General features: G+C 62.3%; 22 protein-coding genes. 18 read left to right on the top strand and 4 right to left on the bottom strand.

What is annotated here, in order from left to right; translation table 11 throughout:
• Positions 1–123: 123 nt before the first annotated feature.
• From gatC to BV82_RS05415, 6 genes are all read left to right on the top strand, one after another.
• Positions 124–411 (top strand): Asp-tRNA(Asn)/Glu-tRNA(Gln) amidotransferase subunit GatC, encoded by a 288-nt coding sequence (gatC, locus tag BV82_RS05440; RefSeq protein ID WP_010223404.1) that lies wholly within the window; start codon positions 124–126, stop codon positions 409–411.
• 16 nt (positions 412–427) lie between these two features.
• The gene (gatA, locus tag BV82_RS05435) at positions 428–1,879 is read left to right on the top strand and encodes an Asp-tRNA(Asn)/Glu-tRNA(Gln) amidotransferase subunit GatA (RefSeq protein WP_036993950.1); all 1,452 of its coding nucleotides are present in this window, start codon (positions 428–430) and stop codon (positions 1,877–1,879) included.
• A gap of 11 nt (positions 1,880–1,890) precedes the next feature.
• On the top strand, positions 1,891–3,336 hold the full coding sequence (gene gatB / locus BV82_RS05430) for an Asp-tRNA(Asn)/Glu-tRNA(Gln) amidotransferase subunit GatB (RefSeq protein WP_010223406.1): 1,446 nt from the start codon (positions 1,891–1,893) through the stop codon (positions 3,334–3,336).
• A gap of 137 nt (positions 3,337–3,473) precedes the next feature.
• Positions 3,474–3,845 carry a septal ring lytic transglycosylase RlpA family protein gene (locus BV82_RS05425; protein ID WP_010223407.1) on the top strand — a complete coding sequence of 124 codons (372 nt, stop codon included), beginning with the start codon at positions 3,474–3,476 and terminating at the stop codon, positions 3,843–3,845.
• Positions 3,846–3,907: 62 nt separating this feature from the next.
• Positions 3,908–4,951 (top strand): calcium/sodium antiporter, encoded by a 1,044-nt coding sequence (locus tag BV82_RS05420; protein WP_036993949.1) that lies wholly within the window; start codon positions 3,908–3,910, stop codon positions 4,949–4,951.
• Positions 4,952–4,962: 11 nt separating this feature from the next.
• Entirely contained in the window at positions 4,963–5,340 is a 378-nt protein-coding gene (locus BV82_RS05415; RefSeq protein WP_010223409.1) for a carboxymuconolactone decarboxylase family protein, read from the top strand.
• 22 nt (positions 5,341–5,362) lie between these two features.
• On the opposite strand, the gene BV82_RS05410 is transcribed toward BV82_RS05415, so the two are convergent.
• Both BV82_RS05410 and BV82_RS05405 read right to left on the bottom strand, forming a co-directional pair.
• Complete coding sequence (locus tag BV82_RS05410; protein WP_010223410.1) at positions 5,363–6,736, bottom strand: amino acid permease; 1,374 nt, start codon at positions 6,734–6,736, stop codon at positions 5,363–5,365.
• 52 nt (positions 6,737–6,788) lie between these two features.
• Positions 6,789–7,730 (bottom strand): AEC family transporter, encoded by a 942-nt coding sequence (locus BV82_RS05405; RefSeq protein WP_036993947.1) that lies wholly within the window; start codon positions 7,728–7,730, stop codon positions 6,789–6,791.
• A 182-nt stretch (positions 7,731–7,912) separates the two neighbouring features.
• Between BV82_RS05405 and BV82_RS05400 the strand changes: the two genes are divergently transcribed.
• A complete protein-coding gene (locus BV82_RS05400) occupies positions 7,913–9,553 on the top strand; it encodes a hypothetical protein (protein WP_010223413.1) in 1,641 nt (546 codons plus the stop codon).
• Positions 9,554–9,567: 14 nt separating this feature from the next.
• Positions 9,568–9,759 (top strand): hypothetical protein, encoded by a 192-nt coding sequence (locus BV82_RS05395; RefSeq protein WP_036993946.1) that lies wholly within the window; start codon positions 9,568–9,570, stop codon positions 9,757–9,759.
• A gap of 94 nt (positions 9,760–9,853) precedes the next feature.
• Here the strand turns inward: BV82_RS05395 and BV82_RS05390 are convergent, their stop codons facing one another.
• Together BV82_RS05390 and BV82_RS05385 are read right to left on the bottom strand one after the other, a co-directional pair.
• Positions 9,854–10,414 (bottom strand): response regulator transcription factor, encoded by a 561-nt coding sequence (locus BV82_RS05390; RefSeq protein ID WP_010223415.1) that lies wholly within the window; start codon positions 10,412–10,414, stop codon positions 9,854–9,856.
• On the bottom strand, positions 10,414–11,670 hold the full coding sequence (locus BV82_RS05385) for an ATP-binding protein (protein ID WP_010223416.1): 1,257 nt from the start codon (positions 11,668–11,670) through the stop codon (positions 10,414–10,416). The genes BV82_RS05390 and BV82_RS05385 overlap by 1 nt, the downstream gene beginning before the upstream one ends.
• Before the next feature lie 202 nt (positions 11,671–11,872).
• Between BV82_RS05385 and BV82_RS05380 the strand changes: the two genes are divergently transcribed.
• From BV82_RS05380 to BV82_RS05335, 10 genes are all read left to right on the top strand, one after another.
• Positions 11,873–12,589 carry an SIMPL domain-containing protein gene (locus BV82_RS05380; RefSeq protein ID WP_010223417.1) on the top strand — a complete coding sequence of 239 codons (717 nt, stop codon included), beginning with the start codon at positions 11,873–11,875 and terminating at the stop codon, positions 12,587–12,589.
• Between the two features lie 314 nt (positions 12,590–12,903).
• Complete coding sequence (locus tag BV82_RS05375) at positions 12,904–14,529, top strand: ABC transporter substrate-binding protein (protein WP_010223418.1); 1,626 nt, start codon at positions 12,904–12,906, stop codon at positions 14,527–14,529.
• A gap of 254 nt (positions 14,530–14,783) precedes the next feature.
• On the top strand, positions 14,784–16,376 hold the full coding sequence (locus BV82_RS05370) for an ABC transporter substrate-binding protein (RefSeq protein WP_036993945.1): 1,593 nt from the start codon (positions 14,784–14,786) through the stop codon (positions 16,374–16,376).
• A gap of 168 nt (positions 16,377–16,544) precedes the next feature.
• The gene (locus tag BV82_RS05365) at positions 16,545–17,924 is read left to right on the top strand and encodes an OprD family porin (protein ID WP_036993944.1); all 1,380 of its coding nucleotides are present in this window, start codon (positions 16,545–16,547) and stop codon (positions 17,922–17,924) included.
• A 72-nt stretch (positions 17,925–17,996) separates the two neighbouring features.
• Entirely contained in the window at positions 17,997–19,592 is a 1,596-nt protein-coding gene (locus BV82_RS05360; protein ID WP_036993943.1) for an ABC transporter substrate-binding protein, read from the top strand.
• A 74-nt stretch (positions 19,593–19,666) separates the two neighbouring features.
• Positions 19,667–20,677, top strand: a complete 1,011-nt coding sequence (locus BV82_RS05355) for an ABC transporter permease subunit (RefSeq protein ID WP_036993941.1) — start codon at positions 19,667–19,669, stop codon at positions 20,675–20,677.
• 10 nt (positions 20,678–20,687) lie between these two features.
• On the top strand, positions 20,688–21,617 hold the full coding sequence (locus BV82_RS05350; RefSeq protein ID WP_036993939.1) for an ABC transporter permease subunit: 930 nt from the start codon (positions 20,688–20,690) through the stop codon (positions 21,615–21,617).
• Between the two features lie 10 nt (positions 21,618–21,627).
• The gene (locus BV82_RS05345) at positions 21,628–22,596 is read left to right on the top strand and encodes an ABC transporter ATP-binding protein (RefSeq protein WP_010223425.1); all 969 of its coding nucleotides are present in this window, start codon (positions 21,628–21,630) and stop codon (positions 22,594–22,596) included.
• Positions 22,596–23,564, top strand: a complete 969-nt coding sequence (locus tag BV82_RS05340) for a peptide ABC transporter ATP-binding protein (protein WP_036993936.1) — start codon at positions 22,596–22,598, stop codon at positions 23,562–23,564. The genes BV82_RS05345 and BV82_RS05340 overlap by 1 nt, the downstream gene beginning before the upstream one ends.
• A gap of 86 nt (positions 23,565–23,650) precedes the next feature.
• Positions 23,651–24,460 (top strand): AraC family transcriptional regulator, encoded by an 810-nt coding sequence (locus BV82_RS05335; RefSeq protein WP_036993934.1) that lies wholly within the window; start codon positions 23,651–23,653, stop codon positions 24,458–24,460.
• Positions 24,461–24,475 lie beyond the last annotated feature (15 nt).

Genomic DNA, 24,475 nt, shown 5'->3' with positions numbered 1-24,475 from the left:
AATATGTTAAATTGGTGGTTTTTCCGAGCAAGCCTGCACATGATCGCGGCCTTATGACCGTAATACTGCCAGCATGTTCCTCATCGCGGACCAAATCCGTTTTTGTTTCCCCAGGAGATCCCCATGGCGCTTGAACGCTGCGACGTGGAAAAGATCGCTCATCTGGCCCGACTTGGCCTGAATGAAAGCGATCTGCCACGCACTACCGATGCCCTGAACAGTATTCTGGGACTGGTCGACCAGATGCAAGCAGTCGACACCACTGGCATCGAGCCACTGGCCCACCCACTGGAAGCCACTCAGCGCCTGCGCGCCGATGTGGTAACAGAAAGTAACCACCGTGACAGCTACCAGGCCATCGCCCCGGCGACGGAAAACGGCCTGTACCTGGTTCCGAAAGTCATCGAGTAAGGGAATAGAGCCTGCCATGCATCAATTGACCCTGGCCGAGATCGCCCGCGGACTCGCCGACAAGAAGTTTTCTTCCGAAGAGCTGACCCGTGCCCTGCTGGCGCGGATCCACCAGCTCGATCCGCAAATCAACAGCTTCATCAGTGTCACCGACGAACTGGCCATCAGCCAGGCCCGTGCTGCCGACGCCCGTCGCGCTGCCGGCGAGAGCGGCGCCCTGCTGGGCGCGCCGATCGGCCACAAGGACCTGTTCTGCACCCAGGGCATCCGCACCAGCTGCGCCTCGAAGATGCTCGACAACTTCAAGGCGCCGTATGACGCCACCGTGGTCAGCAAGCTGGCCGAAGCCGGTACCGTGACGCTGGGCAAGACCAACATGGACGAATTCGCCATGGGTTCGGCCAACGAGAGCAGCTACTACGGCGCGGTGAAAAACCCGTGGAATTTCGAGCACGTGCCTGGCGGTTCCTCCGGTGGTTCGGCTGCCGCGGTTGCCGCGCGCCTGCTGCCGGCGGCCACCGCCACCGACACCGGCGGCTCGATCCGCCAGCCGGCGGCACTCACCAGCCTGACTGGCCTGAAACCGACCTACGGCCGTGTTTCGCGCTGGGGCATGATTGCCTACGCATCGAGCCTCGACCAGGCTGGTCCGCTGGCCCGCACCGCCGAAGACTGCGCACTGCTGCTGCAAGGCATGGCCGGTTTCGACGCCAAGGACTCCACCAGCATCGATGAACCGGTGCCGGACTACAGCGCCAGCCTCAATGCCTCGCTCGAAGGCCTGCGCATCGGTCTGCCGAAGGAATACTTCGGCGCCGGCCTCGACCCGCGCATCGCCGAGCTGGTCCAGGCCAGCGTCAAGGAGCTGGAAAAACTCGGCGCCGTGGTCAAGGAAATCAGCCTGCCGAACATGCAGCACGCGATTCCGGCCTACTACGTGATCGCCCCGGCTGAAGCCTCGTCCAACCTGTCGCGTTTCGACGGCGTGCGTTTCGGCTACCGCTGCGAGAACCCGGTCGACCTCACCGACCTGTACAAGCGCTCCCGTGGCGAAGGCTTCGGTGCCGAAGTGCAGCGCCGGATCATGGTCGGTGCCTACGCCCTGTCGGCCGGCTACTATGATGCCTACTACCTGCAGGCGCAGAAAATCCGCCGTCTGATCAAGAACGACTTCATGGCTGCCTTCAACGATGTCGACGTGATTCTCGGCCCGACCACGCCAAACCTGGCCTGGAAGATCGGCGCCAAGAACAACGACCCGGTCGCTGAATACCTGGAAGACGTCTACACCATCACCGCCAACCTCGCCGGCCTGCCAGGCCTGTCGATGCCGGCCGGTTTCGTCGATGGTCTGCCGGTTGGCGTGCAGTTGCTCGCGCCGTATTTCCACGAAGGCCGCCTGCTCAACGTCGCGCACCGCTATCAGCAACTGACTGACTGGCACACTCGCGCACCTAACGGCTTCTGAGGGACCACCACATGCAATGGGAAGTTGTCATCGGGCTGGAGATTCACACCCAGCTCGCCACCCAGTCGAAGATTTTCTCCGGCAGCGCCACCACTTTCGGCTCCGAGCCAAACACCCAGGCCAGCCTGATCGACCTGGGGATGCCCGGCGTACTGCCGGTGCTGAACCAGGAAGCGGTGCGCATGGCCTGCATGTTCGGCCTGGCCATCGATGCCGAAATCGGCCAGCACAACGTGTTCGCGCGCAAGAACTACTTCTACCCCGACCTGCCCAAGGGCTATCAGATCAGCCAGATGGAGCTGCCGATCGTCGGCAAGGGCCACCTGGACATCGCCCTCGAAGATGGCACGGTCAAGCGCATCGGCATCACCCGTGCGCACCTTGAAGAAGACGCCGGCAAGAGCCTGCACGAAGACTTCAGCGGCTCCACCGGCATCGACCTCAACCGCGCCGGCACGCCGCTGCTGGAGATCGTCTCGGAACCTGACCTGCGCAGCGCCAAAGAGGCGGTCGCCTACGTCAAGGCCATCCATGCCCTGGTGCGTTACCTGGGCATCTGCGACGGCAACATGGCCGAAGGCTCGCTGCGTTGCGACTGCAACGTCTCGGTACGCCCCAAGGGCCAGGCCGAGTTCGGGACCCGCTGCGAGATCAAGAACGTCAACTCGTTCCGCTTCATCGAGCGCGCCATCAACACCGAAGTGCAACGCCAGATCGAACTGATCGAAGACGGCGGCAAGGTCATCCAGGAAACCCGCCTGTACGACCCGAACAAGGACGAGACCCGCTCCATGCGCAGCAAGGAGGAAGCCAACGATTACCGTTACTTCCCCGATCCGGACCTGCTGCCGGTGGTCATCGAGAACGCCTTCCTCGAAGCCACCCGCGCCACCCTGCCGGAGTTGCCACCGCAAAAGCGCGAGCGCTTCCAGAGCCAGTTCGGCCTGTCGGTCTACGATGCCAACGTGCTGGCGACCAGCCGTGAGCAGGCAGACTACTTCGAACAGGTGGTCGGCGTGTGCGGCGATGCCAAGCTTGCCGCCAACTGGGTCATGGTCGAGCTGGGCAGCCTGCTCAACAAACTGGGCCTGGAAATCGACCAGTCGCCGGTCAGTGCCGAGCACCTGGGCGGCATGCTCAAGCGCATCCTCGACAACACCATCAGCGGCAAGATCGCCAAGGTAGTGTTCGAGAAAATGGCCGCCGGTGACGGTGATGCCGACCAGATCATCGAAGCCGAGGGCCTGAAACAGGTCACCGACAGCGGTGCGATCGAGAAGGTCCTGGACGAAGTCCTGGCAGCCAATGCCGAGCAGGTCGAGCAGTACCGCGCTGCCGACGAGGCCAAGCGCGGCAAGATGTTCGGCTTCTTCGTCGGCCAGGCCATGAAAGCCTCCAAGGGCAAGGCCAACCCGCAGCAAGTGAACCAATTGCTCAAGAGCAAGCTCGAAGGGTAGTTCGCATTACCCTGTGGGAGCCGGCGTTGCCGGCGATGCAAGGCGAAGCCTTGCCAGTTTCTGGGGCTGCCGAGCAGCCCATCGCCGGCAACGCCGGCTCCCACAGGTGATCACTTCACCTCGGAGCAACTGATTTGATGTGGCGTCCCCTCAGCGCACTCGCGCTCTTCACCCTGCTGGCCGGCTGCGCCAGCCACGATATCGACCCGCGCGGTTACGACCAGACCGGTACCGCCTCCTATTACGGCTCCCGTCACCACGGCAAACGTACCGCCAGTGGCGAGCCCTTCAATCAACACGGTATGACCGCCGCCCACCGCAGCTTGCCGTTTGGCTCGCAGGTCAAGGTCACCAACCTGAACAACGATCGCAGCGTCGTGGTCCGCATCAACGACCGCGGCCCGCATACCCGCGGCCGGCTGATCGACCTGTCACGCGCTGCCGCGGAAAAACTCGGGATGATCCGTAGCGGAACCGCGCGCGTACGGGTACAAAGTCTCAGCGACTGACCTGCCCCCGGAGCACGACCATTTTCGACCTGGCCGCTTTACCCACCTTCAGCCTGCTGCAACTGAGCATCGGCCTGCTGTTGCTGATCGCCGGCGCCGAACTGCTGGTACGCGCTGCCCTGCGCCTGGCCGCCAGCCTGCAAGTACGGCCGTTGATCATCGGCCTGAGCCTGGTGGCATTCGGCAGCAGCGCGCCGCAATTGACCGTCAGCCTGCAGGCCGCCTACACCGGCGCGCCCGACGTGGCCGTCGGCAGCGTGATCGGCAGCAATATCTTCAACATCCTGGTAACCCTGGGCCTGGCTGCGCTGATCATTCCGTTGCGGGTCTCCCGGCAACTGGTGCGCCTGGATATCCCGCTGATGATCGCCGCCAGCCTGGCGGTGTATCTGCTGGCCTTCAACGAACTGCTGGGCCGGCTGGAAGGCGCACTATTGCTGTGCGGCCTGTTCGGCTACCTGGCGATGCTCTGGCACCAGTCCCGTCATCATGCCCGCACCTACCCGGCCCCCGGCCCACGCCCGCAACGTGGCGGCCGCTTCTGGCTGGGGAGCGTGCTGCTGATGCTGGCCGGGCTTGGCCTGCTGAGCATGGCCGGCCATCTGCTGCTGGAGGCGGCGGTGGAGGTCGCCCAGGACCTGGGCCTGTCGGAACGGGTCATCGGCCTGACCGTGGTCGCCGTCTGTACCTCGCTGCCGGAGCTGGCCACTTCGCTGATCGCCGCCCTGCGCGGCGAGCGCGAAATCGCCGTGGGCAATGTCATCGGCAGCAATCTGTTCAACCTGCTGGCGGTGCTCGGCCTGACCGCGCTGGTCGCCCCCGAGCCCTTGTCGATCTCACCCAACGCCCTGGCCTTCGACCTGCCGGTGATGCTCGGGGTCGCGGTGCTGGCCCTGCCGGTGTTCTACTCCGGCTACCGGGTGACGCGCGCCGAAGGTCTGGTGTTCCTCTGCCTGTACCTGGCTTATGGTCTGCACGTGGTGGCCTTTACCACCGGCATGCCACTGGCCAGCCGACTTGAAAAACTGATGCTGTTCTACGCATTGCCAGCACTGGGGGCGTTGCTGCTGTACACCACCCTGCGTGCCTGGCGCCGCCAACACTAAGGAAAACAAAAATGGGCGACAACAACAAAACCGGCGAACAGGTTCGCCGCCAGGTCATGGGTGATGCCTTCGTCGATCGCGCACTGAACAACGCCACCGACTTCACCCAGCCGCTGCAGGACTTCGTCAATGAGCATGCCTGGGGCAGCGTCTGGAGCCGCGAAGGCCTGCCCTTGAAAACCCGCAGCCTGATCACCCTCGCCGCCCTCACCGCACTCAAGTGCCCGCAAGAGCTCAAGGGCCACGTGCGCGGCGCCTTGAACAACGGTTGTACGGTCGAGGAGATTCGTGAGGCGCTGCTGCACTGCGCGGTGTATGCCGGTGTCCCGGCAGCCATCGATGCCTTCCGCGCCGCCCAGGAAGTGATCGACAGCTACCAGCAGGGCTGAACGATCACTTGCGCCAAGGCCGTCAGTTGCTGACGACTGGGGCCTTCTGGCCCTTTTTCTTCAGCCAGAAGGCCACGCCCAGGGTGGCGATCCAGGCCGGGATCAACATGACCGAAATGCGGATCGGCGGGGTCAGGTACATCACCACCAGAATCAGGCCGATGAACGCCAGGCACAGGTAGTTGGTCAGCGGATGCCCCCAGCTCTTGTAGAAGGTCGACTCGCCCGACGCCTGCTTGGCGCGGCGGAACTTCAGGTGGGTGATGCTGATGCTGGCCCAGTTGATCACCAGTGCCGAGACCGCCAGGGCCATCAACAGGCCGAAGGCCTCGCCCGGCATCAGGTAGTTGATCAGCACGCACAGACCGGTGGCCAGGGCAGAAACGCCCAGGGCGGTCAGCGGTACGCCACGGCGGTTGACCTTGAGCAGGGCCCGCGGCGCGTCACCCTGGCTGGCCAGGCCGAACAGCATGCGGCTGTTGCAGTATACGCAGCTGTTGTACACCGACAGCGCGGCGGTCAATACCACCACGTTGAGGATGGTCGCCACCAGGTTGCTGTCCAGGTTGTGGAAGATCATCACGAACGGGCTGCCGCCCTGCACCACCTTCTGCCACGGATACAACGACAGCAGTACCGCCAGTGCACCGATGTAGAAAATCAGGATGCGATAGACCACCTGATTGGTGGCGCGCGGAATGCTGTGGCGCGGATCGTCGGCTTCGGCAGCGGTGATACCGACCAGCTCCAGGCCACCGAAAGAGAACATGATCACCGCCATGGCCATCAGCAAGCCGGTGAAGCCGTTGGGGAAGAAGCCGCCGTACTGCCAGAGGTTGGCCACGCTGGCATCCGGCCCGCCGTTACCACTGGCCAGCAGCCAGGCGCCAAAACCGATCATGCTGACGATGGCGATCACCTTGACCAGGGCGAACCAGAACTCCATCTCGCCATAGACCTTCACCTGGGTCAGGTTGATCAGGTTGATCACCACGAAGAAGATCGCCGCCGTGGCCCAGGTCGGAAAATCCGGCCACCAGTACTGCACATAGATGCCTACCGCTGTCAGTTCGGCCATACCGACCAGTACATAGACCACCCAGTAGTTCCAGCCAGAGACGAAACCGGCGAACTCGTTCCAGTAGCGGTGGGCAAAGTGGCTGAAGCTGCCGGCAACCGGCTCGTCGACCACCATCTCGCCCAGCTGGCGCATGATGAAGAACGCCATCAGGCCGGCAATCGCGTAACCCAGCAGCACGGCCGGGCCGGCCATCTGGATGGTCTGGGCAATGCCCAGAAACAGGCCGGTACCGATGGCGCCACCCAGGGCAATCAACTGGATATGGCGATTTTTCAACCCGCGCTGTAATCGCTCTGGGGGGATCTGTTCTTGCATGAAGTGTCCTTGAAGGTGGAAGGCAGTGTTGGCTTTATTGTCGGCACAGAATCTAGATCCAGCCGCCCCACTGCAAGAGGAAAATGCCGATATTCGTGGTTATGGCGGCCATCAGCGTGGTAATCACGATGATCGAGGCGGCCAGTTCATGGTTACCGTTGGCCGCCCGGGCCATGACATAACTGGCGGCGGCGGTCGGGCTACCGATGTACAGGAACAGGATGCCCAGTTCCGCCCCGCGAAAGCCGCAAAGCCAGGCAGCCAGGGTACCGATCACCGGCAGCCAGATCATCTTCACCAGGCTGGCGCTGACCGCCAGGCCGCCGCTTTCACGCAAGGAAGCCAGCGACAGGGTACCGCCGATGCAGATCAACGCCAGCGGCAGGGTCATCTGCGCCAGGTAATCGCCGGAGGTCAGCAGCCAGTTTGGCAGCGGCACTTGCCCGTAGGCCATGGGCGTAGCCAGCAACACGCTGATGATCAGCGGGTTGCGCAGGATACTCTTGAAGATGCTCCAGGGGTCGGACTTCATGCTCGGGCTGTACACCGCCAGCACCACCGATGACAGCGAGTTGTACAACAGAATCACCAGGCCAGCGAGGATTGCCCCCAGCGAGATGCCGTAATCGCCATACATACTCGCCGCCAGGGCCAGGCCAATGACCCCGTTATTGCCACGAAAGCCGCCCTGGGTGTAGATGCCACGATCCTCGCGCGGGCAGCGCCACAGGGCAAAGCCCCAGGCCAGGGCAAAACTGCCCAGCGTGGCGACCACGAAAAACACCAGCAACCCGGGTTTGACCGCCGCCGTCAGGTCAGCGTGATAAATCCCGAGAAACAGCAGCGCCGGCATACAGACGTTGAACACCAGCGACGACGCGGTGTGGATGAAGCCGTCGTTGATGGCCTTGATGCGCTTGAGCAGCACGCCCATGAACAGCATGGCGAACACCGGCGCCGTGATGTTCAGCGTCTGGATAAAAAGGGCGAGCATGCAGGGTGGTCCCGATGGCTGTCGTTAGGGGGCTAATGATACGTCAGCCGCAAGTTGATGAATCGCATTCTGACGTAAGAAAAAAGAATTGTTGACGTAGGAGACAGATTGGATATGATCCAAACAACTGTATATACATACAGTTGTTTACGGAAATCCATGACATCTCAAAGGAGTTGAATATGTCAGGTATGCAAACCGGACTGCACGCCCAAAAGGCGCTCGCCACCACCGTGGTCGCCGACCTCGATGCCCTGTTCAGTGTCGACGGTATCAAGATCCCCGGCCCCGATACCCGTATCGTGCTGGTGCTCGATGGTCACCACACGATCAAATACCACCGCCTTGGCCTGCCCGCCAAACCGCCAACCAGCGGCAAGCCGGTGCTGCGCTTCGAAGGTGGTGAACACACCGCCATCGGCGACAACACCCTGCTGCGCTTCAGCCAGGACAGCGCGCCGATCCCCGCCTGGAAAGTCGCCCTGCACCTGCCCAACGGCCTGACCCTCAGCTATGGCCAGATCGTTGCCCTGGGCGGCGACTTCTATGGTGTTCCCGAGCGGCCGATTGCCGATGGCGCCAATGCTGAAGAACGCGTCCAGCGCTTTGCCGCCGCCTTTGATTCGCTGGCCGTGCTTCCCGCCTCCCGGGAAGAAGCCGGCAAGATCCTCGCGGTCATGCAACGGGAAATCGCCGCGGCCAACCAGGCGATCAAAGACGGTCGCCAGCCCCACGAAGCCTACGATCAGTTGGGCGACACCCTCTCGGAAGAATGGAACAAGATCACCGGAGGTGGCAGCTTCGTCTCGCCGATGTTCCCACTTGGCCGCTACCTGAAACTGGCTGCGAGCAACTGGGACCACTTTGGCGAATGGGCGCTGCTGGCCTATATCGCCGGCCACACCGCCGCTCTGCGCCAGGCCGTGAAAGCACGGGCCAGCGGCGATGACGGGCAGCTGGAACTGGCCTACGCGATGAACGCCTTCGCTGACCACTTCCTCACCGACCTGTTCTCGGCCGGCCATGTGCGGGTGCCGCGCAAGGCCATCAAGGACAACGTCACCCCGGCCGACCTCGGCTCGCTGATCTCGCGCTTCATGCACGATGAAGACAGCAAGTACGGCCTGGTGCTGCGCAACGCCCAGGGCGATACCTGGCGTGGCTATGGCGACAAGCGCTACTTCGACAGCATCGATGTGGCCAACCGCAAGCAGGTGGGCCTGGCGGTGCAGAAGTCTGCCGATGAGATCTTCCAGGCGTTCGACAGCGGTAATCTGCCCGCGCCGACAGCCTATGGCGCCCTGCGCATCGCCGCCGACCTGCAGGCCGCGGTAGAGGGGCAAGTGCCGGGCAACTTCGCGCCGCTGTTCGCCCTGCGCAACGGCAAACTGATGCGCCGCGCCGACGTCAACAACCTCAATGACCCGGCGCAGATCGACAACTGGTGGGGCTGGAGCACCTACCTGCTGCTCAAGGACTACACCCCGAACACACCCGCCGGCTACCTCCAGGCCCCTGCCGGTGCACCGAGCGTGCGCGCCGACGGCTGGCAGACCCAGGTACCGAGCCAGCCGAACTGGCTGCCCGGCCATGCCGTGCGGTATGCGGTCAGTGTGGTCAACGGCCTGAATGAATCGTACATCGGCCCGTGGAGCGACTATGCCGAACTGACCGAGCGCTTCCAGCCGACCTTGACGGTGCCGGTGGACACCTCCGGCAAGTCAGTTTCGCGCAACCTGTTTCGCCAGTTCCGCGGTGGCTCGCCGGAACTGATCGCCTCGCTGGATGCGAGCACCACGACCTACATCGATCAACACCCGTGATAAGGAAATCACTCATGAGCATTACCCTGAACATTGAGCTGGCGTCGGGCCAGTCACTCAAGGATGTCCCCCTGGAACTGCTGCGCGATGGCGTAGTGATCGGCCGGGCCAAGCTGGCCGAGACGGGCAAGGTGGTGTTTGACGCCGCGCCCGGGGCCGGGCAGCTGGCAGTGAGGGTGGATCGAACGATCCTCGGCGGCAAGTAGATTCATCGCGGGGCAAGCCCGCTCCCACAGATAAGGCGCTGCTCCTGGGGTTGGCGCAGGACCTGTAGGAGCGGGCTTGCCCCGCGATTTGCGCTCAGCGCCGCACCGGGCGCTTCTGCAGTTTGCGCTGCAAGGTCCGCCGGTGCATGCCCAGGGCACGGGCCGTAGCGGAGATATTGCCTTCATGCTCGGTCAGCACGCGCTGGATGTGCTCCCACTGCAGGCGGTCGACCGACATCGGGTTTTCCGGCACCAGGCTGTCGAGGTCGGCATGCTCGGAGAGCAATGCGGCCAGCACATCGTCAGCATCGGCCGGCTTGCACAGGTAGTTGCAGGCACCGCGCTTGATCGCTTCAACCGCCGTGGCGATGCTCGAGTAACCGGTGAGGATCACCACGCGCATTTCCGGGTCCAGTTCCAGCAGCTTGGGCAGCAGTACCAAGCCGGAATCGCCGTCCATCTTCAAGTCCAGCGTGGCGTAGTCCGGCACGTCGTCCTGGGCGATTTTCAGGCCCTCCTCGGCAGAACCTGCGGTGCTCACGCGAAAGCCGCGGCGACTCATCGCCCGGGCCATCACCCGGGTAAAGGTGGCGTCGTCGTCAACCAGCAACAGGTGCGGCAGCTCTTCGCCTTCAACCTGGATTTCATCACTCATCACACATCTCCTCGCGCGTCACGCGGCAGGCGCAGCTCGGTGAGCGTACCGCCTTCTTCATGACTATAGAGTTTTACCGAGCCGCCAGCACGGGTCACGCTGGCCTTGCTCAAGAACAGGCCCAGGCCGAAGCCTTTGCCCTTGGTGGTAAAGAAGGGTTTGCCGATCGATTCGGCAATCGCCGCCGGCACGCCGGGGCCATGGTCACGGATGCTGATCACCATGTCCTGGGCATCCCAATCCAGGCGTACTTCCAGATCATCCGGGCAGGCATCGGCGGCGTTGTTCAACAGGTTGAGCAGGGCCTGGGTCAGGTCCGGCGGCGGCGCCAGACGTGGCACGCTACCCTGGCCCAGGCGCTGGAAGCGGTAACTGGCTTCCGGGCGCATCAGGTGCCAGCGGTTGAGCGCCTCGTCGAGCCAGAAGGTCACTTCCTGGTTCTCGACGGCCAGGCGCCGGTTGGCTTCGGCGGCGCGCACCAGATTCTGCAGGGTTTCCTTGCACAGTTTGACCTGATCCTGCAGCACCGCCAGGTCTTCCTGCAGCAGCGGGTCGCTGTGGTCCTGGCGCATTTCCTTGATCAACACGCTCATGGTCGCCAAAGGCGTGCCCAGTTCATGGGCGGCGCCCGCCGCCTGGGTAGCCACGGCCAGCAGTTGCTGGTCACGCAGCCCCTCCTCCCGGCGCTCGGCGCGCAGTTGTTCCTGGCGGCGCAGCTCTTCGGCCATCTTCGCGGCGAAGAAGGTAATCACCGCGGCGGCCAGGGCGATACTCAGCCACATGCCGTAGACCTGCATCTTCTCCCGGGCCATGGGGAAGGTTTCCAGCGGGTAGAACTGCACCAGCAGCAGGCTGTAGGCCGCCAGGGCGATACCGGAAAGGATCAGCGAATAGACCCAGGGCAAGGTCACCGCGGCGATGGCCAGTGGCACCAGATAGTAGGACACGAAGGGGTTGGTCGACCCCCCCGAGTAATACAGCAAGGCACTGTGGATCAGCAGGTCACAGGCCAGCTGGAAGGCATACTCCAGCTCGGTGACCGGCAGCGTAAGACGCAAGCGCAAGGCCGTGAAGGCGCACAGCAGCATCGACAGGCCAAGGGTGATGACCAGCGACAGCCACGGCAGCGGCAGCAGTTCGGTCCAGTAGGCGACACCGACCGAGCCGGCCTGGGCGGCAAGCACCAGGATGCGGATGAAGGTCAGGCGCCAGAGGTTCTGACGGGTTGCAGACAACATTTGTACGGGGGCGAGCATGAGCTCTCCTGATGAGTGCTCCAGGCGAATCGTCGCGAGTATACCGAAGCTGTGGCCTGGTCTGCAGTGATGCGGCAAAGCGCCACACTTTTTTACACAACAATGATGGCCATTTTGAACCTCACTACACTGTTGCCAGTCTTATGGGCCTGCGCACACTGCTTCTGTTCAGTGTTCGCGCCTCAATTTCAAGGAGTCATACATGTCTATCACCCGCAGCAGCGCCGCCCTGGTCATGGCCACCAGCTTGCTTGCCAGCCTTCCGGCCCTGGCTGAAGAAGCCCCTCGCTACAACCAGATTTCGCTGCGCGCCGAAGTCAGTAAGGAAGTGGCCCGCGACCTGATGGTCGTGACCCTGTACAGCGAAGCGCAGAATACCGACCCGGGCAAGCTTGCCACGCAAATCACCGAAACCATGAACAAGGCGGTGAAACAGGCCCGCGAAGTCAAGGACGTGAAGATCAGCCAGGGCAGCCGCAACAGCTATCCGATCTACGACAACAAGGGCCAGAGGATCACCGGCTGGCGTGAGCGCGCCGAACTGCGCCTGGAAAGCGCCAACTTCCCGGCCCTGTCGCAACTCACCGGTACCCTGTTGCAGGACCTGAAAATGGGCGGCATGGACTTCTCCATCGCCCCGGCCACGCGCAAGACCAGCGAAGACGAGTTGCTCAAGGATGCCGTCAGCGCCTTCAAGGCCCGCGCCCAACTGGCCACCGAAGCGCTGGGCGGCAAAGGCTACAAAGTGGTCAACCTCAACCTCAACAGCAGCGGCTACCCGCATCCTTATGCCCGTAGCGCGCCGATGATGATGAAAGCCGGCATGGCCGAAGACGCTGCTGCCGTTCCAGAAATCGAGGCGGGCACCAGCCAGGTGACCCTCAGCGCCGACGGCACCATCGAAGTCCAGATGCCGTAAACAACGTTACTTTTCTGCTGTTTCGCGGCAGCTTCGGCTGCCGCGAACCCTGTTACTCGTAGCACCTCACGCCCCAATTTAGTGCAAAGACTGACTCGATATAGAGACAACGTCTTCGAAATACACTGAAACACCCCCTCGCAAACGATCAACTCCATAAAAAATTATACGGATGCGACAATCTTGTACGTTCGTCCCACTGTTTTCCGTCACACATCCCTTTGAGTGTTGCATTGGGTATGGGGCCTGCATAAGTATCCGCAGGTCGGCTCACAAGGCCCCCTCAAATCAAAAATGACAACAATGAGGCCACCATGCTCAAACACGCGGTCATTCCGTTTCTGGTCGGCGCAGGCTTGCTTGCCGGCGCCCCCTCTGCCCTTGCGGCGACTAACCTGGTGTTTTGCTCCGAAGGCAGCCCTGCGGGCTTCGACCCTGGCCAATACACCACCGGAACCGACTTCGATGCCTCAGCCGAGACAGTCTTCAACCGTCTGAGCCAGTTCGAGCGTGGCGGCACTGCGGTCATCCCGGGCCTGGCAACTCGCTGGGACATTTCCGAGGATGGCCTGACCTATACCTTCCACCTGCGTGAAGGGGTCAAGTTCCATACCACCGATTTCTTCAAGCCGACCCGCGAATTCAACGCCGACGACGTGTTGTTCACCTTCAATCGGATGCTCGACAAGGACATGCCGTTCCGCAAGGCATACCCCACCGAGTTCCCGTACTTCACCGACATGGGCATGGACAAGAACATCGCCAAGGTCGAAAAGCTCGACGATCACACGGTCAAGTTCACCCTCAATGGCGTCGACGCCGCCTTCATCCAGAACCTGGCCATGAGCTTCGCCTCGATCCAGTCCGCCGAATACGCCGACCAGTTGCTCAAGCAGGGCAAGCCCGCCGACATCAATCAGAAACCGATCGGCACCGGCCCGTTCGTGTTCAGCAAGTACCAGAAAGACGCGCAGATTCGCTTCAAGGGCAACAAGGACTACTGGAAGCCTGACGATGTGAAGATCGACAACCTGATCTTCGCCATCACCACCGATGCCTCGGTGCGCATGCAGAAGCTCAAGAAGAACGAGTGCCAGGTCACCCTGTTCCCGCGCCCGGCCGATATCGAGCCGCTGAAGAACGACCCCAACCTGAAGATGCCTGACCAGGCCGGCTTCAACCTCGGCTACATCGCCTACAACGTGATGGACAAGATCAAGGGCAGCAACCAGCCCAACCCGATGGCCCAGCTCAAGGTCCGCGAAGCGCTGGACATGGCGGTGAACAAGCAGCAGATCATCGACTCGGTGTACCAGGGCGCCGGCCAGCTGGCGGTCAACGCCATGCCGCCGACCCAGTGGTCCTATGACACCACCATCAAGGACGCCAAGTACGATCCGGAAAAAGCCAGGCAACTGCTCAAGGAAGCCGGCATCAAGGAAGGCACCGAGATCAACCTCTGGGCCATGCCGGTGCAACGTCCGTACAACCCCAATGCCAAGCTGATGGCCGAGATGCTGCAGTCGGACTGGGCCAAGGTCGGCATCAAGGCCAAGATTGTCAGCTACGAGTGGGGTGAGTACATCAAGCGCTCCAAAGGCGGCGAAAACGGCGCCATGCTGATTGGCTGGAGCGGCGACAACGGTGACCCGGACAACTGGCTGGGCACCCTGTTCGGTTGTGATGCCCTGGAAGGCAACAACTTCTCCAAATGGTGCTACAAGCCGTACGACGACCTGGTCAAGCAAGCCAAGGCCACCTCCGACCAGGCCAAGCGCACCGAGTTGTACAAGCAAGCGCAACACATCCTCAAAGAACAGGTTCCGATGACACCCATCGCTCACTCGACGGTGTATCAACCTATGCGTTCAACCGTACAGGACTTCAAGATCAGCCCCTTTGGCTTGAACTCCTTCTATGGGGTCAGCGTGACCAAGTAGCAGCCAAACGGATCGGCCCCGCGACGCCACACGGCACCCGGGGCCGCAACCTGATGGCCTGGCAGGTCAACCGCTAGCGCATCGACAAGGAAACGTCGCCCGCTCTATCGGATACCTCCTACACACCTCTGCGCAATCGCACCTATCTGCAACGCCCTGATGGACCTACCGTCAAGGGTGCAGCGTAGTCGGCGCGATTCGTACAGCTGTGCGCCATGGACCACGTGAAAAACAACAAGAGAGAAGGGATTGTCATGCGCCACACTCCGATTTATGCGGCATTTCTGGGCCTTGGCCTGCTCGCCCAGGCCCCTACCAGCCTGGCCAACAACCTGGTGTTCTGCTCCGAAGGCAGCCCGGGCGGTTTTGACACGGCGCAATACACCAGCGCCACCGACAACGACGCCGCCGAACCGATCTACAACCGCCTGGTGGAATTCGAACGCGGGGCGACGGCCGTGAAGCCAGCCCTGGCGAAAAGCTGGAAGGTTTCCGACGACGGCCTGACCTACACCTTCCACCTGCGCGAAGGGGTCAAGTTCCACAGCAACAAGGCTTTCACTCCCAGCCGCGACTTCAACGCCGACGACGTGCTGTTCACCTTCAACCGGATGCTCGACCGCAACCACCCGTTCCGCAAGGCCTACCCCACCGAGTTTCCCTACTTCGTCAGCATGAGCCTGGACAAGAACATCGCGCGGATCGAGACGACCGACCCGATGACCGTGGTCTTTACCCTCAACAGCGTCGATGCCGCTTTTGTGCAAAACCTGGCGATGAACTTTGCCTCTGTACTCTCGGCCGAATATGCCGAGCAGTTGATGACGTCGGGGCGCCCCAGCGACATCAACCAGAAGCCGATCGGCACCGGCCCGTTCGTGTTCCAGCGTTATCAGAAGGACTCGCAGATCCGCTACCGCGGCAACAAGGACTACTGGGACCCGAGCCAGGTGAAGATCGACCAGTTGATCTTCTCGATCAACACCGACCCGTCGGTGCGCATCCAGAAGCTGCGCAAGAATGAATGCCAGGTCACCCTGCACCCGCGCCCCGCCGATCTCAACGCCCTGAAGAGCGACCCGAAGCTGCAGGTCATCGAAAAGCCCGGTTTCAACCTCGGCTACATCGCCTACAACGTGCGGCACAAACCCTTCGACCAGCTCGAGGTGCGCCAGGCCATGGACATGGCGATCAACAAATCGGCCATCGTCAAAGCGGTGTACCAGGAGGCTGGGCAGCTGGCGGTGGGCAGCATGCCGCCGACCCAGTGGTCCTACGACGACAGCATCAAGGATGCCGATTACAACCCGGACAAGGCCCGCGAGTTGCTCAAGGCTGCCGGGGTCAAGGAAGGCACCGAAATCACCCTGTGGGCCATGCCCGTGCAACGCCCGTACAACCCCAATGCCAAGCTGATGGCCGAAATGCTCCAGGCCGACTGGGGCAAGGTCGGTCTGAAAGTGAAGATCGTCAGCTACGAATGGGGCGAATACCTCAAGCGCACCAAGGACGGCGAACACGACATCTCGCTGATCGGCTGGACCGGCGACAACGGTGACCCGGACAACTGGCTGGGCACCCTGTACAGCTGCGACGCGATTGGCAGCAACAACTACTCCATGTGGTGCGACCCGCAGTACGACGCCCTGGTCAAGAAAGCCAAGACCATCACCGACCGCGAGCAACGCACCGTGCTCTACAAACAGGCGCAGCAGCGCCTCAAGCAACAGTTGCCCATCACCCCGATCGCCCACTCGACGGTCAACCAGCCGCTCAGTGCCAAGGTCGTGGATTTCAAGGTAAGTCCTTTCGGGCGCAACAACTTTTCAGGCGTCAGTACCGAATAAAAACCGACTTCTCCCTCGGGGGTGCGCATCGCCCTCGCAGGAGAGCTCAGCCTGAAGATGCTCGATTGCCCTACAGCAAACGTTTGCAACCCTTGTTCCATCCGGCAAGACGCCCAGCTCAAAAAGCCAGGCGATCACTAAAAAAAGAAAAGAAAAGGGAGCTTTACCTTGAAACGAACCAAAACCGCAGTACTGGCATTGTCCCTCAGTGGCCTGTCAGCCGTGGCCCAGGCCGAACCCGCCAGCCAGGACTTCGTCCCGGTCAGCGTCAAATCCACCAGCGCCCAGAGCGAAGCCAAGGGTTTCATCGAAGGGCAGAGCCTGTCCGGTTCGACCCGCAACTGGTACGCCCGCGAACGCGCCACCCGCGCGCCGATGTGGAAGTACTACAAGAGCGATGGTACCCGCCACGACACCCACAGCCGGGACAACTGGGTCCAGGGCACCATCCTCAACTACACCTCGGGCTTTACCGAAGGTACTGTTGGTTTCAGCACCGAAGTCGCCGCCTACAACGCCATTGCCCTGCAGCGCGGCCGTGCCGCAGTGGCCGGGCCGAACAACCGGACCCTGACCCACGGCGATGGCGACGTCATCGGCCAGTGGAGCAAGATGGGCCTGGCCAACGTCAAGGCGCGGGTTTCCAACACCACCCTGACCGCCGGCCGCCAGTCGATGGACACCCCGGTACTGGCGTTCATTGGCAACCGTGCCTTACCGTCGAGCTTCGAGGGTGTGAGCATCCACAGCGAAGAGTTCGACAACCTGTCCTTTGATTTCGGTACCTTCGACCGGCTCTCGACCCGGACCGAACAGGGCACCAGCAAGTTCGTTGCCGAGTATGGTGATCGCGCCTTTGAAGCCGATCACGTCAACATCGCCGGCGTCAGCTACCAGCCACTGAAGAGCCTGAAGACCAGCTTCTACGTGTCCAACGTCGAAGACCTGTGGAACCAGTACTACTTCGGCGCCAGCCATGAGCTGGGCGACAGCGCGGTGCTGAGCCTGACCACTGGCCTGAACTACTACAAGACCAAGGACGAAGGCAAAAGCAAGCTCGGCGACATTGATAACGACACCTACAGTCTGTCGTTCGGCCTGACCCACCAGGCTCACAACCTGACATTCTCCTACCAGCAGGTCAACGGCAACGAATACTTCGACTACCTGCACGACACCAACGCGATCTTCCTGGCCAACTCCCTGCTCTCGGACTTCAACGGCCCGAACGAGAAGTCGATGCAGATTGCCTATGTATTGAACATGGCCCAATACGGCGTGCCGGGGCTCAAGTTCAACCTGTACAACGCCCGTGGCTGGGGCATCGACGGTACCCACTACAAGGGCACCGGTTACGACGTCCGCGGCCTGGACGACGAGAACCACTACGAGTGGGGCATCGGCACCACCTACGCGGTGCAGAGCGGCACCCTGAAGGACACCACCATCCGCGCGACCTATACCGCCCACCGGGCCAGCAAGGCCCAGGCCGACGGTAGCCTGGACGAGCTGCGGATTGTCACCACCATTCCTTTCAACTTCCTCTAGAACGCGGTTTCCCGGTCGGTTCGCCGAACCGGCCGGGACGGCTACTCTGGTTAATCGATTGCAGGAGGTTTCATGAAACTGTTACCACTACAGGCTGCCCTGGCAGCCGTCCTGTTGAGTACTGCGGCGGGCCTCTCGGCCAAGCCGCTGGTGGTATGTACCGAGGCCAGCCCGGAAGGCTTCGATATCGTCCAGTACACCACTGCCGTGACCGCCGATGCCTCGGCCGAGGCCATCTTCAACCGCCTGGTCGACTTCAAGCCAGGCACCACCGATATCCAGCCAGCCCTGGCCGAACGCTGGGACATCAGCGCAGACGGCCTGACCTACACCTTCCACCTGCGCGAAGGGGTCAAGTTCCACACCACGGATTACTTCAAACCCACTCGCGATATGAATGCGGACGACGTGCTGTGGAGTTTCCGACGACAGCTGGACCCGAATCACCCGTGGCACAACAAGACCAGCATCGGTTTCCCTTATTTCGAGAGCATGGGTTTCAAGGACCTGCTCAAAAGCGTCGAGAAGACCGACGATCACACCGTGGTCTTCACCCTCAATCGCCCCGAAGCGCCTTTCCTGCGTGACCTGGCCATGGCCTTCACCTCGATCTACTCCGCCGAATACGGCGACCAGTTACTCAAGGCCGACAAGACCGCCGAGCTCAACAGCAAGCCGATCGGCACCGGCCCGTTCATCTTCCAGCGCTACAACAAAGACGCTCAGGTCCGCTACAAGGCCAACCCGGAATACTTTCGCGGCAAGCCACCAGCCGATGCCCTAATCTTCGCCATCGCCAACGACAACAACGTGCGCCTGCAAAAGCTCAAGGCCAACGAGTGCCAGGTGGCGCTGTATCCCAAGCCCGACGACATCCCCAGCATCAAGGCCGACCCCAAATTGAAAGTGGCCGAGATGGAAGCGCTGACCACCGGCTACATCTCGCTCAACACCGAACACAAGTACCTGAGCGATGTGCGCGTGCGCAAAGCCATCAACATCGCTTTCGACCGCCAGACCCACGTCGACCAATTGTTTGGCAAAGGCAACGCGCTGGTCGCGGTCAACCCTTACCCACCGACCCTGATTGGCTACAACACCGACAATCAGAACCCGCCCCGCGATCTCGACAAAGCCCGTGCCCTGCTCAAGGAAGCCGGCGTGCCGGAGGGCGCGGTGCTGACCCTGTTCACCCGCAACGGCGGCGGCCCGACCAACCCCAACCCGCGCCTGAGTGCCGAAATGCTCCAGGCGGACCTGGCCAAGATCGGCCTGAAAGTCGATATTCGGGTGATGGAATGGGCCGAAATGCTGCGCCGTGCCAAGAAGGGCGAAGCGGACATGGTCTCCGCAGGCTGGGCCGGTGACAACGGCGATCCGGACAACTTCCTCAGCCCGCTGCTTAGCTGCGACGCGGTGAAAAGTGGCGAGAACTATGCCCGCTGGTGCAATCAAACCTTCCAGCAGTTGATCACCAAGGCCCGTGAAGTCACCGACACCAATGAGCGCGCAGCGCTCTATGTAAAGGCTCTGGCGGTGTACGATGAAGATCAACCGTGGATCAGCATGGCGCATCCGAAGATGTTCACCGCCATGCGCGACAACGTTGAGGGGTACCACATCAACCCCCTCACCAATAACAACTTCGCCACTACCCAGGTGAAGTAGAACAAGAACGACCGCCGACACCCTACCCGGGTGTCGGCGGGCATGCCTGACCGGCTGATGAGGTACTCCAGAAGATGTTTAGTTTTATTGCCCGGCGCCTGGGATTGCTGATCCCGACCTTCTTCGGCATCACCTTGCTGACGTTTGCGCTCATACGGCTGATACCCGGCGATCCGGTTGAAGTCATGATGGGTGAACGGCGGGTCGACCCGGAAATGCACGCCCAGGCCATGGAGCGCCTGGGGCTGAACAAACCGCTTCCCGAACAGTACCTGGACTACGTCAGCAAGCTTGCCCAGGGTGACCTTGGCGAATCGCTGCGTACCCGTGAAAGTGTCTGGACCGAGTTCCTCGCCCTGTTCCCGGCGACCCTCGAGCTGGCCATGGCGGCGCTGTTTTTCGCCGGGGTGATCGGCCTGCTGGCCGGGGTGATCGCCGCGCTCAAGCGCGGTTCGCTGTTCGATCACGGGGTCATGGGGATCTCGCTGGCCGGCTACTCGATGCCGATCTTCTGGTGGGGCCTGATCCTGATCATGTTCTTCTCCGTAAGCCTGGGCTGGACCCCGGTTTCCGGGCGCATCGACCTGCTTTACGACATCGAGCCGAAAACCGGCTTCATGCTCATCGACACCTTGCTCAGCGACGAGGAAGGCGCCTTCAAGGACGCGCTGATGCACCTGATTCTGCCGGCCATTGTCCTGGGCACCATTCCGCTGGCAGTGATCGCCCGGATGACCCGCTCCTCCATGCTCGAAGTGCTGCGCGAAGACTACATCCGTACGGCCCGCGCCAAGGGCCTGTCACCGGCCCGCGTGGTGTTCGTGCACGGCCTGCGCAACGCGCTGATCCCGGTGCTGACGGTGTTCGGCCTGCAGGTCGGCACCCTGCTGGCCGGTGCGGTACTGACCGAAACCATCTTTTCCTGGCCGGGCATCGGCAAGTGGCTGATCGAAGCCATCGGCGCCCGTGATTACCCCGTGGTACAGAACGGCATCCTGTTGATTGCCTGCCTGGTGATCCTGGTCAACTTCGTCGTGGACATTCTCTACGGCCTGGCCAACCCACGCATCCGTCATCAGCGCTGAGGGCCTCGTCATGACTACCCCACTTCCGAAATCTGTCACCACCCCGGCCACCGCTGTCGACCAGAGCCTGCTCTACCCTTCGCCGTACAAGGAGTTCTGGCAAGCCTTCTCGCGCAACAAGGGTGCGGTCGCCGGGCTGATGTTCATGAGCCTGATCGTGTTCTGCGCGCTGTTCGCACCCTGGGTGGCGCCGCACAACCCCAGCGAGCAGTACCGTGACTTCCTGCTGACCCCGCCGGTGTGGCTCGAAGGCGGCAACTGGCAGTTCATCCTCGGCACCGACGAACTCGGTCGCGACCTGCTCTCGCGCTTGATCCAGGGCTCGCGCCTGTCGCTGCTGATCGGTCTGTCGTCGGTGGTGATCTCGCTGATCCCGGGGATCTTCCTCGGTCTGTTGGCCGGGTTCTTCCCGCGCATCCTCGGGCCGTCGATCATGCGCCTGATGGACGTGATGCTGGCCCTGCCCTCGCTGCTGCTGGCGGTCGCGATCGTCGCCATCCTCGGCCCTGGCCTGATCAACACCGTGATCGCCATCGCCATCGTCTCGTTGCCATCCTATGTGCGCCTGACCCGCGCGGCAGTCATGGGTGAACTGAACCGCGACTACGTCACCGCCGCACGCCTGGCCGGTGCCGGCCTGCCACGGCTGATGTTCGTCACCGTGCTGCCCAACTGCATGGCGCCGCTGATCGTCCAGGCCACCCTGAGCTTCTCTTCGGCGATCCTCGACGCTGCCGCCCTGGGCTTCCTCGGCCTTGGTGTGCAGCCGCCAACCCCCGAGTGGGGCACCATGCTGGCCTCGGCCCGCGACTACATCGAACGCGCCTGGTGGGTCGTGAGCCTGCCTGGCCTGACCATTTTGCTCAGCGTGCTGGCAATCAACCTGATGGGTGACGGACTGCGCGATGCGCTGGACCCGAAACTCAAGAATGCCGCCTGAGGAGATCGCCATGTCACTTCTGCAAATCAAGAATCTGAATGTGCGCTTTGGCGACGCCAATGCGGTACCGGTGGTCGACGGACTGGACCTGTCGGTCAATGAAGGTGAAGTCCTGGCCATCGTCGGCGAATCGGGCTCCGGCAAGTCGGTGACCATGATGGCGTTGATGGGTCTGATCGACGCCCCCGGGCGTATTACCGCCGACGCCCTGACCTTCGACGGCACCAACATGCTCAAGCTCAGCGGCCGGCAACGACGCAAGGTGGTCGGCAAGGATATGGCCATGGTCTTCCAGGACCCGATGACCGCTCTCAACCCCAGCTACACCGTGGGTTTCCAGATCGAGGAAGTCCTGCGCCAGCACCTCGGACTGCGCGGCAAGGCTGCCCGCCAGCGTGCCCTGGAGCTGCTCAAAAAAGTTGAAATCCCTGGCGCCGAAAGCCGCCTGGACGCCTACCCGCACCAGCTTTCCGGCGGCATGAGCCAGCGGGTGGCGATCGCCATGGCGATTGCCGGCGAGCCCAAGCTGCTGATCGCCGACGAACCGACCACCGCCCTCGACGTGACCATCCAGGCGCAGATCATGGAACTGCTGCTCAACCTGCAAAAAGAGCAGAACATGGCCCTGATCCTGATCACCCATGACCTTGCCGTAGTGGCCGAAACAGCCAAACGGGTGTGCGTGATGTACGCAGGCCAGGCCGTGGAAGTGGGTCAGGTGCCCGAACTGTTCGACGTACCGGCGCACCCCTACAGTGAAGCGTTGCTAGCGGCGATCCCCGAGCACAGCCAAGGCGCCGAGCGCCTGGCGACCCTGCCGGGCATCGTCCCCGGGCGCTACGATCGCCCCGAAGGCTGCCTGCTGTCGCCGCGCTGCCCGTACGCGCAGGACAACTGCCGCCGGCAACGGCCAACCCTCGACCCCCAGGCCCATAGCCAGGTGCGTTGTTTCTACCCGCTGAACCAGGAGGTGGCGTAATGACCGTCGTCCTTACCGCCCGTGAACTGACCCGTCACTACGAAGTTTCCCGTGGCCTGTTCAAGGGCCATGCCCTGGTGCGCGCACTCAACGGTGTGTCCTTTGAACTGGAAGCCGGCAAGACCCTGGCTGTGGTTGGCGAGTCCGGCTGTGGCAAGTCGACCCTGGCCCGGGCCCTGACCCTGATCGAAGAGCCGTCTTCCGGTTCGCTGAAGATCGCCGGCCAGGAAGTCGCCGGGGCCAACAAGGCCGAGCGCAAGCAACTGCGCAAGGACGTGCAGATGGTCTTCCAGAGCCCTTACGCCTCGCTCAACCCGCGGCAGAAGATCGGCGACCAGTTGGGCGAACCGCTGCTGATCAACACCAACCTGAGCAAGGCCGAACGCCGCGAGAAGGTGCAGGCGATGATGCAACAGGTCGGCCTGCGCCCCGAGCACTATCAGCGCTACCCGCACATGTTCTCCGGTGGCCAGCGCCAACGTATTGCCCTGGCCCGGGCGATGATGCTGCAACCGAAAGTGCTGGTGGCCGATGAACCGACTTCGGCCCTCGACGTGTCGATCCAGGCCCAGGTGCTGAACCTGTTCATGGACCTGCAGAAGGAGTTCAACACCGCCTACGTGTTCATTTCCCACAACCTGGCGGTGGTGCGCCATGTGGCGGATCAGGTGCTGGTGATGTACCTGGGCCGGCCAGCGGAAATGGGCCCCAAGGAGGATATCTACAGCAAGCCGCTGCACCCTTACACCCAGGCGCTGCTGTCGGCGACACCGACCATTCATCCGGACCCGCTCAAGCCGAAAATCAAGATCGCCGGCGAGCTGCCCAACCCACTGAATCCGCCACCTGGCTGTGCCTTCCACAAGCGCTGCCCGTATGCCACTGAGCGTTGTGCTGCCGAGGAGCCGGCGTTCAGGCAGGTGGGGACGCGGCAGGTGGCGTGCCATTACGCCGAGCAGTTCCTGTAACCGCATCGCGGGTCAAGCCCGCTCCCACAGTGCACTGTGTGGGAGCGGGCTTGACCCGCGATTGGCCCCTCCATCACTATCCAGCAATGACCCCAGACCCAATCCCCGACGGCCCGGAACAAACCCCGGAAACCGCCGCCACCGTCCTGCGCTACCACCTGTGCTGGAAGCATCGCGACCTCGACGGGGTCATGGCCTTGTATCACCCCGATATCCACTACAACGACTTCTTCCAGAACCGCGTCTTGCACCTCGACCAGCTGCGCGAATACGTGCGCGTGAGCATGCCCCGCGAAGCCGATGAAGACATCGTCCACAGTGACCGCATCCGCGTCGACGGCTGCACCGCCTTCATTCAGTACCAGGTCACCCTGCGCGGTGGCGAAGGCCTGGTGGCGTTCCAGTCCAGCGAAGCGATCACCGTGCGCGACGGTTTGATCTGGCGGGTCAACGAGTACGCCTCGCTGGTCCGTGCCCCCAGCCAGGCCCCCGGCCACAACGACCTGCGCCCGGCAGTCAGCCGCTTGGGCCTGTCGCCGCGCCAGCTGAGCTTCATGGCCCAGGACCTGGAACAGTACTTCCGGCACCAGCAACCCTACCTCGACCCGGAGCTGGACCTACAGTGCGTCGCCCGCGAAAGTGGCTACAGCCGTAACCAGATCTCCTACCTGCTCAACCAGGTGCTCGGCCAGAGCTTCTACCGCTACGTCAACCAGGCCCGCCTGCAACACCTGCTGACCAGCCTGGAGGCCAGCACCACAGTCGCGCGTGTCGACGAGCTGGCCTTTGCCGCCGGCTTCAACTCGCTGTCGGCGTTCTACAAGTGTTTTCGTCAGCACACCGGCCTGTCGCCCAAGGCCTACGTGAAGCAGAATTCTCTGCGTGCACGCACGTAAGACACAGCGCCCCGC

The organism is Pseudomonas donghuensis, assembly GCF_000696345.2.
In the GTDB taxonomy this organism is placed as follows: Bacteria; Pseudomonadota; Gammaproteobacteria; order Pseudomonadales; family Pseudomonadaceae; genus Aquipseudomonas; species Aquipseudomonas donghuensis.
Note: the sequence above shows the minus strand (reverse complement) of the source record. Positions and strands in the feature narration are given on the sequence as shown.